Here is a 12220-nt window from a genome sequence, read left to right as displayed (position 1 = left end):
ATGCCGGGATTGGTCTATTGGGCGTTGAGTTCGGGGCAGGGGATGGTCTGGTTTGTTGCTGCGATCATTGCGATCAATCTGGTGATCTACTTCACAGACTTTCTTATGAAAGGCGAGTTCCGGGAAACCCAGCCGATTGTTGAAATGTTCGCACCCTATGGTCGGATTGTGACCCTGCACGTGGCCATCATCCTTGGGGCCGTATTCGCGATTGCGACGAACGAGCCGCTTCTGGGGGTCGTCTTCTTGATCTTCCTGCGCGTCGTGTTCGGCGTGATCGTGTCGGCCATGCGCCAACGCAAACTGGACAGGGCTAGCCATGCGCTTATGAAAGAATTCCCGTCAACAGCGTAAAAAGTTGACGGGTGATGACGCCTTGGTCATGATGTGGGGCTTCCCTCAGGAAAGGCGTGTATGAGCTCCATCGTAAAGACACTGGCCGGTTCAACCGGAAAGCGGGCCAGATCCAAGGCTGCCAACCGACGGGCCATCCTGCAGGCGGGGCGCCGCGTGTTTGCGCGGATCGGCTTCGAGGCCACGACGGTACGCGACATTATCCGGGAAACCGAACTCGCCGCCGGCACCTTCTACAACTACTTCAAGTCGAAAGAAGAGGTGTTCGAAGCGATTGCCGAAGATTCCACGCATCGCTTCCGTTCACGCCTGCAGGATGTTCGCGCCTATGCCACGGACTTTGAAACCTATGTCCATGATGCCTATCGGGCCTATTTCGGTTTCATCGCGACCGAGAATGAAGAACCGATCCGCAATGGCGCGCCGCATCTGGCCCTGATCGGGGTGCGGGTCGATACGCCCGAAATGCTGGCCGTGGCAGAAGAAATCCGCGCCGATCTGGAACATGTCCTGTCCGGCGAGGGCGGCCCCAAGATCGACACAGCCTATCTGACGGCGGCGGCCATCGGAATTGCCCGTGAAATGGGTGAGCACATGTTGCTGCGCCGCCCGGTAGATGTTGACGGTGCGACGGAATTCGCGACGGCCTTGCTGCTGGCGGGCGTGCGAGAGATTGCCGCGAAGTAAGGAGAAACGCCTCTTGGCGCGGACGCGCTTGCAAGGCTAAGCTTTTTGTCAACAAGACAGGACGGGAGGCGACCATGAGCCTGCAGCAGATAATCACCAAATTCATCTTCAAACTGCCGGACGGCCTGCTGGTGCGCATGGCCGGCGGTAAGCCGGTCGAAGTGCGGGGCCGCGTCCTCGAGCCGCAATTGCAACTGGTTGCATGGAATGGCCGCAACGCACCGCCGATGTCGACCCTGGAACCGGAAGTCGTGCAGGCGGCTGTGAAAGAGCAGCTCGCCATGTTGGAAGCTCCGCTGGAGCCTGGCGTGACGACGGAGAATTTTACCATTCCCGGGCCCGACCGTAACGAAATTCCGGTGCGCCTGTACAAGCCATCCGGCCAGGATTCCTCTGTGCCATTGCTGGTCTATTATCATATGGGCGGCGGCGTGGTTGGCGACCTTGAAACCTGCAATGCATGGTGCTCGATCCTTGCTTCCGTCACCAAAGGCCCGGTCCTGTCGGTCGACTATCGGTTGGCCCCACAGCACAAGTTTCCGGCTGGTATCGATGACTGTATCGCCGCGTATGAATGGGGCGTGCGCAATGCTGGCAAGTATGGTGCGCCCGAAGGCATGGCGGCCGTGGGCGGGGACAGTATGGGTGGCAATTTCTCGGCCATCATCTCTCAGGAGATGCAACGCGAACACAAGCCACTGCCCGTCTATCAATTGCTGATCTATCCGGCCGTGGACATGGTCGAGGAATTCCCGTCGCGCACCGAGTTCGGAGAAACCTTCTCTCTCAGCACAGACACGATGAACTGGTTCATGGAGCAATACCTGCCGGACGATTTCGACATGTCCGATCCGCTCCTGTCGCCGGGGCAGACCGCCGAGCTGGAAGGGTTGCCCCCAGCGATCATCATTACTGCGGGGCATGATCCATTGTGCGATGAGGGCGATGACTATGCCAAGCGCCTCAAAAGTGCGGGCGTGAAGGTCACTCACAAGCGCTATGATACGCTACCTCATGCCTTCACGGCCTTTTCCGGTTTCTCGCCGGGCTCTCGCAAGGCATGTCTGGAAATCGCCAACATGGTGAAAGACCTCGTCTCAAAATTATGAAGGCCCTCGTCTGTAATACGGTGACGGACGATTTTTCTGGACTGTCGGTTCAGGATGTTCCAGTGCCCGTGGTCGGGGAAGGGGAAGTGCTGGTGCGCGTAAAGGCAGCCAGCGTGAACTTCCCAGACCTGCTGATGAGTCAGGGCCGGTACCAGATGAAACCGGAGTTGCCCTTCACCCAGGGCATGGAATGCGCCGGAATCGTCGAAGCCGTTGGAGAGGGCGTCTCCGCGTTTTCACCGGGTGACCGGGTGGTCGGCGGCAACAAGACTGGAGCCTTCGCAGAATTTGCGTTGCTGCCCGCCGCCAGCCTGTCTCTTGTGCCGGACAATATGGGATTTGCGGAGGCGGCAGCCTATCCTGCAGCCTATCTGACCGCCTATGTCGCGCTCGTGCGGCGGGCCAATTTGCAGCCCGGTGAGACATTGCTCGTGCACGGCGCAAGCGGCGGCGTGGGTATGGCGGCCGTCGATGTCGGAAAGCTGCTCGGCGCAACCGTGATTGCGACGTCTGCATCAGACGCCAAATTGGACAAGGTCATCGCGCATGGAGCAGACTATGCCATCAACGCGGCGCAAGGCTTTCGCGACAAGGTGAAAACGCTCACAGGCGGGCGCGGAGCAGATGTCATCTTCGACCCGGTTGGCGGCGATGTGTTTGACGAGAGCGTTCGCTGTATCGCATTTGATGGACGTTTGCTCGTGGTCGGGTTCACGTCCGGGCGCATCCCGGAAGTCAAAGCGAACATGCCCCTGATAAAGGGGTTCTCCGTGGTCGGCGTACGGGCCGGGGAGTATGGCCGTCGCTTTCCGGAGCGCGGCAAGGAGAATATGGAAGCAATTTGGAAATGGGCAGCAGAGGGCAAGACCCGGCCGCGTATCCATGCCGAGCTTCCATTGGAAAACTGGCGGGAAGCCTACCGCTTGCTCACTGATCGCGAGGTTGTGGGCAAAGTGGTCATCAAGCCCTGAATAGAAAATAAAAGAGGAAACGAAGATATGTCGACACTCCCTGAAAAAGGCCTGCAACTACGCTCGCTGATCAAGCCGGAAGGCGAACTTGAACTGTCCCTGGTTGAGGTAGACCTACCAACGCCCGGACCCGGCGATGTGATCATCAAGGTCGAGGCAACCCCGATCAATCCATCCGATCTCGGCCTGTTGATTGGTGCAGGAGATATTCGCACGGCGGTTCAGAGTGGCACGGCGGATCGCCCAGTCATCACGGCAAAAGTACCCGAAGCTGGTTTGCGTGCGATGCAGGCCCGGATCGGTCAGTCACTGGGTGTCGGAAATGAAGGTGCCGGTACGGTTGTCGCCGCAGGCGAGTCCGAAGCGGCGCAAGCCTTGCTCGGCAAGCGCGTTACGGGACTTGGCGGCGAATTCTATTCCGAATACCGCATGCTGAATGTCGGTCAGGTCATGGAATTGCCGGAAGGTGCCACGGCCGAGCAGGGCGCGTCCTGCTATGTGAATCCGCTTACGGCACTGTCTTTCGTCGAGACCATGCGCGAAATGGGTCATGAATCCCTCGTGCATACGGCCGCTGCATCCAATCTCGGCCAGATGCTGAATAAGATCTGTATCAAGGATGGCGTGCCGCTGGTGAACATCGTCCGCAAGGAAGAGCAGGCCGAAATCCTGCGTGATATCGGCGCCAAACATATCGTCAATTCTACGTCGCCAACCTTTATGGAAGACTTGATCGCGGCGCTGATGGAAACCGGTGCGACGCTCGGCTTTGATGCGATTGGCGGCGGACCGCTCGCCGGACAATTGCTCATTGCGATGGAGGCGGCCGCCAGCCGCAAGATGAAGGAATACTCGCGTTATGGCTCCGGCCAGCAGACGCAGGTCTTTATCTATGGCCGGCTCGACATGTCACCGACCCAAGTGCCTCCGGGCGTAGGGTTTGCGTGGAACCTTAGCGGATATCTGCTGACGCCATTCCTGCAAAAGGCCGGCAAGGAAGTCCGCGCCCGCATGTACAAGCGTGTGATGGATGAGCTGACGACCACGTTCGCCAGCCATTACACCAAGCGCATCTCGCTCGCTGAGGCGCTTAACCTTGAAACGCTGAAAGCCTATGACGCCAAGGCGACTGGCGAGAAATACCTGATCACGCCGAACTGATAATATCCCAATGGTTGTATGACTCATCCCCCTTTGGTAGTTTGTAATAGTATTACCAAAGGGGGTCGCATGGGTCAAAGAGTCTGGGTAACTGTTGCGTTCGCACTGACAGTAGGATTTGGAACGGGTTTATATGCCGGGCCATACTTTGTCTCGTCATCTGAGACTGACGGCAATTCATTCGATCTGTCCTCCTTGCCTGACGAACTCCGGCAGAAGCATCGCGATCCAGACTATTTGCTATCCGAGATCAAGAATTACGAGCTCATGAAGGAAGCTTTGGCTCGTCTGGAGGCTGAGCAGTCGAGCCAGGAAAGTCTTGTTCTACCAGAAGGGATGACATCGGTTCCACTTGGGCAGCTCTACCTGCCCGACGACGAGGTTCATTGGCCGGAAGACGTCAGCGGAGACGTGGGCGCAGCACTGGACGCTGCCAAAAATGGGTGGGTCATCCTGAACTATTGGGCGAGTTGGTGCGCGCCCTGTGTACATGAGTTACCGGAAATGGGAGAGGCAGCGCCTTTATATGCTAAGAGGGGCGTCACGCTGATTGCTGTGAATACTGACCCGACTCAGACAGATTCAAGGGACTCTATCCGCGCCCTCTTTAGTGACCGCAATGTCGATCATCTTGAGCCGCTGATTGCAGAGGGTGAGGGTCTGGAGTCACTTCTGGCTGCGAGCGGCCAATCGAAATCGAAGCTTAGTTTGCCTACAAATATTGTGTTCGCGCCGGGCGGAATTCCCTACGCCATGTTTCAGGGCGGAGATACGAAAGCAACCGAAGCTTGGACAGCACCGGAAACTTTGGAGTTCCTGGAGATTATAGTCAGGGCAGACTAGCCGATCCTGTCATGCGTGATGCGTATGGCATGATCGGAATCTTTCAGGACGACAATGTCGGCTGTTTGCTTCAGCGGCGCGATATGGTCGCGCAAATTGGGCAGATTGATGCGGTCCCAGACGGATTTTGCAAACTCGAGAAGTTCAGGTTCCGTCATGTGAAGAAAGTTTGCATAAAAAGAACTCGGGTCAGTCTCTGCCGCGCGCCAGAGGCGATGGAAGCGTTCCGTATACCAAGTCAGCAAGTCGTCTTCTGATGCATCGAGATACACAAGATAGTCCGGCTCCCGCGCAGGACGCGGAGGCGGCGACAATGGCTGGAAGCCAAGGCCTTCGAGGATCAGTATATCGGGCTGTGCAATGGTTCGCGTCATGCCCGGGTCGACGTCGTAGGTGACATGGCTATAGCCGGGAAAGTCGGCTGTGCCGGTTGAGAGGGCGGCGATTGCGTCACCCAATGCCTCGGCATTGTAAGTTTCTGGAAAGCCCTTGCGGAGTGTCAGGCCGCGTTCTTCCAGGATTGTGTTCGGATAGAGAAACCCGTCCGTCGACACGGTTTCCACCGCATGTGCCTCGGCCAGGACTGCAGCAACCTGGTTGGCCAGAGTCGTCTTGCCCGAGGCAACCGAGCCAGTCAGGCCAATGACGACGCCCTCATGGCGACCCGAAACTCCGGACAGGCGTTCCCCCAATGCGGTAATGCCGAGGGCATGTTCTTTAGATCGGGTCGTCATGAGGCGTGAGGCTCCGGGCGGCGATTGCGTGCCCGAAGCCTAGTGTTGCGTGCGCGACTGTCCAGCCTGAAAGGCGTCAAACGGTGCGCTTGGCCTTGTCTTGTGCATTGGTGGCTTCAATCGCGTCTCGGGCGGCTTGCCATTCGGCGTCGCCCCACGCCGTCAGTTGAGCGAAGTTTCCACCGGATGCATTGTACATCGCTCCGTCGATCGCGATGGTTTGTCCATTCACATATTCCGCGCCAGACGCCATCAGGAACACGGCCAAGTTCACCAGTTCATGCATCTCGCCAACGCGGCCCATCGGATTGGCGGCGCCGGAATCCATGCGCTTGGCGCCTTCGGCATCCGGAGCCAGCCGCTTCGACATACCTTCCGTCGGGAAGGGGCCCGGCGCAATGGCGTTGAAACGGAGGCCGTAGCGCCCCCATTCCACGGCGAGGCTCTGCGTCATCGTGTTGACGGCTGCCTTTGACATGGCCGACGGCACCACGAATGGCCCACCATTCCAGACCCAAGTCGTCAGGATTGAACAGACGCTGCCCTTTTGACCCTCCTTGATCCAGCGTTTGCCGATGTCGTGGGTCATGTAGAAGGTGCCGCGGAATACGATATTGGAAATCGCATCGAAGCCCCGGATTGAGAGATCTTCGGTCCGGCTGATGAAATTGCCAGCGGCATTGTTGATGAGGCCGGTCAGCGCGCCGTGCTTGGCCCAGATATGATCATTCATGTCGGTGATGGCTTCCGCCACGCGGATGTCGCAGGCATGTGGCACGACCTTGCCGCCATGCTTGTCCATCAGTTCACCTGCGGTGTCTTCGCAGACCTGTCCACGCCGTCCGCAGATATGCACTTCCGCGCCAAGCTTCAGGAAACCTTCGGCCATTTCCTTGCCGAGTCCCGTGCCGCCGCCTGTTACCAGAATGCGTTCCCCGGCCATCAGGCCGTCGCGAAACATTAGTTTTGTCATGTCCATTGAATTCCTCCCGGTTTGTTTTTCTGATAGGAGTATAAGTCGGTTGAGCGGGGAGGCACCCATGAATCGTGCATTGGCTATCGTTGCCGTCGCGGCATTTGCTGCGGGTACAGCCCGGGCGGGGCCGCTCGACGTTTTCGGCACTTTTGTGACGCAGGAAGAAAATTCCCACATCCGGATTTCCGATTGCGGGGACGGAACGCCTTGCGGCGTCATCGTCTGGATCGATCCGGCGAGTGTGTCTGGCGACGCGACCCCCGAAACGGCGACCGATGCCAAGGGCGCAAAAATCCTTGGCCTGACTATGCTTGAAGGGTTCAAGCAAAAAGCCAAAGGCTGGACAGGCGGCACGATATACAATCCGAAGGAAGGCAAGACCTACGGGTCCAAGATCAAATTGCTGGCCGATGGTGTACTGGAAGTGAAGGGCTGCATCGGCCCGATCTGCCAGACGCAGCATTGGGCGCCGGTTGAATCTACTTCCGGAATGGCAGACTGACGAGTCGCCACAGGACCCATATAGGGATCACCACCGCCGCACCCGCCAGGGCTGGTTTCCAGAAATTGCGCACTGCCCAGCCAAGCGCCGCCATGGTCGTGCTTGCAACATTTGCGATGGCCGCGCCCATGTCGACGTCCGGATTGGACGGATTGAACTGGGACGCCAGCACGAAGAAGCCGACCAGAATGCAAAGGCCGAGCAGCTTCAGCGATCCCCAGACCGAGATGCCGAACAATCGCGCGAGCAAGGAGCGTGGAGGCGCTTTGACCGGTGCGCGGGGCGGCAGAGGCTCCGGCACCGGCTCAACTGTCACTTCCGGTAGTTCTGAGTTGGGATCTGTCGACATAGTATATGGTGGGGCCTGTTAGTCGTTGGCCGCCTGCTTCTGGATTTCAACCTGGTGCGGATAGGGTATCGAGATGCCTTCCCGGTCAAAGGCTTCCTTGACTGCCTTCATGAGGTGGAATTTGACGTCCCAGACATCGGCCGCTTTCACCCAGCTGCGTGTGGCAATGTCGACCGAACTGTCTCCAAGATTAACAACCTTCACGAAGGGTTCCGGATCCCTGAAGATACGGTCATCTGCTTCAATCACCTGTTTGATGACGGCGATGGCCTTGTCCATGTCGTCATCATAGTCGATGCCAAAGGTCACATCGGCGCGGCGGGTATCGTATCCGGAATAGTTCTCGATGACGCCATCAATGGCCTGACTGTTTGGCACGAGGACTTTCACATTGTCGACTGTGGCCAGGACAGTCTGGAACAGATTGATGTCTTTAACGGTGCCGGCAACGCCAGCGGCCTCGATATAGTCGCCGAGCTTGTAGGGGCGAAACAACATGATCATGACGCCTGACGCGATATTGCCGAGGGCGCCCTGCATGGACAGGCCAATGGCAAGGGTCAGCGCGCCGAGTACGGCGACGAAGCTGGTGGCCTGAACCCCGAAGACCTGCAGCACGGCAATCAGCACAGCAGCCGTGATGGCCCACCGGACAAGAGAGGCAAAGAAATTGCCGAGCGTATCGTCAATACCTTCGCGCTTCAGCGCTGCGCTACGAACGAGGCCCGCCAACCAGCCGGCGATGCGCAGACCGATAATCAGGACCAGCAAAGCGCCAAGTACTTTCACGCCGAATGAAATGATGAAGGGGCTGTATTCGCTCCAGAGCGCGGCTGCAGTCAGCTCTTCAGGCATGGAGGTCTCCTTTTTACTGTCAGGGCAGGCTAGTCTTCAGTCTCTGTAATGTCTGATTGTGACGCGTGTTCCGGTCTCGACTCAGCAGGTGGCCGGTAAGCCATGTTGACCTGATGCGGGAAGGGGATGGTGATCCCTTCACGATCAAAGGCTTCCTTGACGGCCTTTGTGATGTCGGCGCGGACCTGAACGAATTCGGGCGTCGCCACAAAAGCGCGCAGGCGCAGCCGAACGCTCCAATCAGCAAGCGTATGCACGCCGACCCAGGTTTCATCCTTGGCCAGAATACGCGGATGCTCATTCGTCGTGTCCAGCAGGGTTTTGAGCGCATGATCCATATTGTCGTCATAGGAAATGTCAAAGTAGAGATCGAAGCGACGACGTGTCTGGCGTGTGTGATTGACCAGCGGATCGCCCCAGACCTTGTCATTGGTGACCGAGACGATCTTGTTGTCGATTTGCTTGAACGTCGTTCGGAAGGGTGTGATGTCAGTGATTTCGCCGTCCATGCCTGCCAGGGTGACGAAATCACCAATTCGGAACGGCCTGAAAATGGCCAACATGACTCCGGCCGCAACCGCCTTCAGCGTGTCCTGAAGCGCGAGGCCAATGGCCAACGCTGCGCCGCCCAGCAGCGCCGCCAACGATGCCGTCGGGAAGCCGAGTTGGGTCAGTGCCAATACGATCGCAACGGCGAAGATCAGATATTTCAGGAGCGAAGCGGAGAAGGCAAACAGCGTATCATCGGCCCCGTGACGCATATGAGCCTGATTGCCCATTTTCCGCATTGATCGGGCAACCCAGTTCGCAAAGGTCACCGCAATGATCAGGATCGCGACCGCAGCGAAGGCGCCTGGTCCGCGCTTGTCTATGATCGCTTCCCAGTCATAGCCCGCGAGCCCAAGGGGCAGGGGAGACATGAAAATCAAAGCGAAAACGCGAGAGACTGAACTGGCAATATCCCAACTCGATCCCTCGAATGATTTGTCCTTGGCGGTCACGCGCTTCCCAAAGGCGGTAATGATGCGTTTGACCATGCCCGAAAGAAACCAGATCAGGATACAGGCCAGGACAACGGCGCCCCACTTCTCCATGAATGGCCAAGAACTTGCCAGCCAGACAGGCCAGTCTGTGGTGTCGATATCGGGCAGGGCGATTGTGGTGAAATCCATAAAGTGGCCGGGCTCGTTGTTTCTATGGGCAAAAGAGCGTCAGTTTGCGCCGCTTGTCCAGTTTGCTCAGGCGGGTATGACTGATCCGTCGGCACCCCGAAAGAGGCGCAAGCAGAGAATGAGAGTAAGCACCCCTGCGCTGATAATGGCGAGCCAGTTCATCTCCGTCACATACCAATTGTTCAGGACGATCCCGATCATGCCCCAGCCCAGGGCAATGAAATACCACCAACTGCGGCTAACATAGCGGGCGAACATCCACGCCGAAATGCTGGCGGTCACCAGCGTGATCCAGAGCATTTGCCACGGAAAATCAGTCGCCCCGAGGCTCGAGAAGCTGCGCAGGGTCAAGGGAACAGAGATCGCGATGGCGACGGTAATCCAGCCAGACAGCATGGCGGCGGTAAGATCTGCGAGAGCTTTCTTGGGACTCCAGCCAGTTTCACGCAAACGGTCCATGCGAAATGCTGCCGTCCATACGGCAATGGCGATTGGAAAAAGGAGCAGGAAATCCAGGGGTTGAGACGCGATCAGCTGCGCACTGATCATCCAGACGATGTTGAACGCACCAGCCCAGGCAAGGGGTACCGCAATTCGCTCCATCCAGGGCTCGCGGGCACGCCAGTAGGAAATGCCGAACAGCAAATAGGCGAGGAAAATCACGCTCCAGAGTGAAAAGAACGCCGGCAAGGGCTGTTCCGGAAGCGTCATGTCACGAGTGGCGTTTCCAATCGGTGTGCCAATGCCCAGTGCAGGCGCGAGCGCGCCGGACAGGGGCTGAAGCACGCCGAGAAGAATCACGACCAGGGGCAAATATGTTTTCATGTTTTCCATATGAGCTGAATTTCAAATGGGGCAAATCCGCGGCGTGTGAAAAAAGTGGGATGCAGGCTGGCGTTTTCACGTTATACGCCCCGATCTCTGCGGAGACTCACAAGAGGAATTTGCTTATGGCAAGGACACCTGCGGCCAAGAAGGCCCCTGCAAAACCGGCCGCCAAGAAGGCGACCACCACGGCCAAGACGGCCACCAAGAAGCCTGCTGCCAAGACGGCCGCTGCGAAGAAGCCAGTTGCCCGCAAGGCAGCTGCGCCGAAAGCGGCCCCAAAGGCGACGGCTGCAAAGACACCAACCACGGTGACGATGCGCCAGCTGTCGGCAGAAATGGCTGAGGCTCATGGTCTGACCAAGAAGCAGTCGGAAGAAATCTTCTCCGACCTGGCTGATCGGATCACCAAGCGCCTGAAGAAAGGCGAACGTTTCCGTCTGAACGGTCTCGGCACGCTGGAAGTGCGCAAGCGCCCGGCACGCATGGGCCGCAACCCGGCAACGGGTGAATCCATCAAGATCAAGGCGTCGAAGAAAGTTGCTTTCCGCGTCTCCAAGGAACTGAAAGAGTCCGTTTAAGGACTTTCGGTTTCACTATGTTTCGAAAGGGCCGGGTGCATGTCATCCGGCCTTTTTTCATTCTTGCAGCATTGCCTCTAGAGTCTCCAAACGGTCCGCCTCGTTTGCGGGCTTGTCCCACCGGATGCGGTTGATACGCGGAAAGCGCATGGCGATGCCGGATTTGTGACGGGCCGAGCGCTGCAGGCCTTCAAAGGCCACTTCCAGAACAAGTGATGGCGTCACGGAGCGCACAGGTCCGAAACGTTCGACCGTGTTGTCACGGACGAATTTGTCGAGCTGTTTCAGCTCCTCGTCGGTAAAGCCGAAATAGGCCTTGCCAACGGGCGTCAGCCGATCCTCGCCGTCTTCATCGCGCCAGACGGCGAAGGTGAAATCGGAATAGAAACTGGAGCGGCGGCCGTGGCCGCGTTGCGCATACAGCAAGACCGCATCGACGAGCCAGGGGTCTCGCTTCCATTTATACCAATGCCCCTTGACGCGGCCGGGCACATAGGGGCTGTCCCAGCGTTTCAGCATCAGCCCCTCGATTTCCGGGGCAGGGGGCTCCATGCGGTGCGCGTCCAGCGCCGTCAGGTCGGTAACGGGCACGAGCGGCGACAGGTCAAAGCGTGGGCTGGCCGTTTTCGCGATGAAATCTTCCAGGCGTTCCCGGCGTTCGCGAAAGCTCAGGGGGCGGATATCCTCGTCTCCAGCCTGCAACAGGTCATAGGCGCGGATGAAGGCCGGGCGCGCGTCCATCTGCTTTTTCGAGACGGTCTTGCGGTTCAGGCGCTGCTGCAACTCATTGAACGGCGCGACGCTATGCCCATCCTCCCCGCGCACCAGCAATTCGCCATCAAGCGTTCCTTCAAAACTCATCGCGGCCAGCACATCCGGAAAAGTATGGGAGATGTCGTCTCCCGTGCGGGTATAGATCCGCCGCACGCCGCCTTCGCTGCTGGCCTGCACACGGATGCCGTCATATTTCCATTCGGCGGCAAAGGCGTCGGCTGTGATCAGGGCCGGGTCCACCGCATCGGGATTATCGCGCTCGGCTTTCGGCACCAGCGGGTGCGCCAGCATGACCGGCCGGAAGGGCGCCTTGATGTCCGGCTCGGG

14 protein-coding genes and 1 pseudogene are annotated in these 12220 nt (G+C 58.2%); 8 read left to right on the top strand and 7 right to left on the bottom strand.

The genetic code is table 11. From position 1 onward, the window contains the following. From B4F73_RS06980 to B4F73_RS06955, 6 genes are all read left to right on the top strand, one after another. A partial coding sequence (locus B4F73_RS06980) for a DUF6498-containing protein (protein ID WP_290482846.1) occupies positions 1–354 on the top strand: 354 nt, incomplete at its 5' end. Between the two features lie 60 nt (positions 355–414). Then, on the top strand, positions 415–1041 hold the full coding sequence (locus B4F73_RS06975) for a TetR/AcrR family transcriptional regulator (protein WP_206992208.1): 627 nt from the start codon (positions 415–417) through the stop codon (positions 1039–1041). Between the two features lie 74 nt (positions 1042–1115). Further along, entirely contained in the window at positions 1116–2150 is a 1035-nt protein-coding gene (locus tag B4F73_RS06970) for an alpha/beta hydrolase (RefSeq protein WP_206992209.1), read from the top strand. Beyond that, entirely contained in the window at positions 2147–3121 is a 975-nt protein-coding gene (locus tag B4F73_RS06965; protein ID WP_290482845.1) for an NADPH:quinone oxidoreductase family protein, read from the top strand. Before B4F73_RS06970 ends, B4F73_RS06965 begins: the two co-directional genes overlap by 4 nt. Positions 3122–3148: 27 nt before the next feature. After that, complete coding sequence (locus tag B4F73_RS06960) at positions 3149–4282, top strand: zinc-binding dehydrogenase (RefSeq protein WP_290482844.1); 1134 nt, start codon at positions 3149–3151, stop codon at positions 4280–4282. Positions 4283–4351: 69 nt separating this feature from the next. Continuing rightward, a complete protein-coding gene (locus B4F73_RS06955; RefSeq protein WP_290481719.1) occupies positions 4352–5125 on the top strand; it encodes a TlpA disulfide reductase family protein in 774 nt (257 codons plus the stop codon). On the opposite strand, the gene B4F73_RS06950 is transcribed toward B4F73_RS06955, so the two are convergent. Further along, positions 5122–5859: a hypothetical protein gene (locus B4F73_RS06950; RefSeq protein ID WP_290480437.1), complete on the bottom strand. Its 738-nt coding sequence runs from the start codon at positions 5857–5859 to the stop codon at positions 5122–5124. The genes B4F73_RS06955 and B4F73_RS06950 overlap by 4 nt on opposite strands. Positions 5860–5935: 76 nt before the next feature. Beyond that, complete coding sequence (locus B4F73_RS06945) at positions 5936–6838, bottom strand: SDR family oxidoreductase (RefSeq protein ID WP_206992213.1); 903 nt, start codon at positions 6836–6838, stop codon at positions 5936–5938. Between the two features lie 61 nt (positions 6839–6899). On the opposite strand from B4F73_RS06945, the gene B4F73_RS06940 reads away from it, so the two are divergent. Further along, complete coding sequence (locus B4F73_RS06940; protein ID WP_206992214.1) at positions 6900–7337, top strand: DUF2147 domain-containing protein; 438 nt, start codon at positions 6900–6902, stop codon at positions 7335–7337. Here B4F73_RS06940 and B4F73_RS06935 read toward each other — a convergent pair. The 4 genes from B4F73_RS06935 to B4F73_RS06920 all read right to left on the bottom strand — a co-directional run bounded on the left by B4F73_RS06935 (position 7315) and on the right by B4F73_RS06920 (position 10538). Continuing rightward, on the bottom strand, positions 7315–7686 hold the full coding sequence (locus B4F73_RS06935) for a DUF6460 domain-containing protein (RefSeq protein ID WP_206992215.1): 372 nt from the start codon (positions 7684–7686) through the stop codon (positions 7315–7317). The two genes, B4F73_RS06940 and B4F73_RS06935, sit on opposite strands and share 23 nt — an antisense overlap. 18 nt (positions 7687–7704) lie before the next feature. Beyond that, the gene (locus B4F73_RS06930; protein ID WP_206992216.1) at positions 7705–8541 is read right to left on the bottom strand and encodes a mechanosensitive ion channel family protein; all 837 of its coding nucleotides are present in this window, start codon (positions 8539–8541) and stop codon (positions 7705–7707) included. 29 nt (positions 8542–8570) lie between these two features. Beyond that, positions 8571–9713, bottom strand: coding sequence for a mechanosensitive ion channel family protein (locus B4F73_RS06925; RefSeq protein ID WP_206992217.1), 1143 nt, complete (start codon positions 9711–9713; stop codon positions 8571–8573). A 66-nt stretch (positions 9714–9779) separates the two neighbouring features. Beyond that, entirely contained in the window at positions 9780–10538 is a 759-nt protein-coding gene (locus B4F73_RS06920; protein ID WP_290482843.1) for a hypothetical protein, read from the bottom strand. Between the two features lie 275 nt (positions 10539–10813). Between B4F73_RS06920 and B4F73_RS06915 the strand changes: the two are divergent. Further along, a pseudogene (locus B4F73_RS06915) lies at positions 10814–11119 on the top strand (HU family DNA-binding protein); the annotation flags it as partial. A gap of 57 nt (positions 11120–11176) precedes the next feature. Here B4F73_RS06915 and B4F73_RS06910 read toward each other — a convergent pair. Further along, a partial coding sequence (locus B4F73_RS06910) for a cisplatin damage response ATP-dependent DNA ligase (protein WP_290482842.1) occupies positions 11177–12220 on the bottom strand: 1044 nt, incomplete at its 5' end.

Source organism: Hyphomonas sp. UBA3601 (assembly GCF_002375605.1).
Taxonomy (GTDB): domain Bacteria; phylum Pseudomonadota; class Alphaproteobacteria; order Caulobacterales; family Hyphomonadaceae; genus Hyphomonas.
This window is presented reverse-complemented; position numbering and strand designations above follow the sequence as displayed.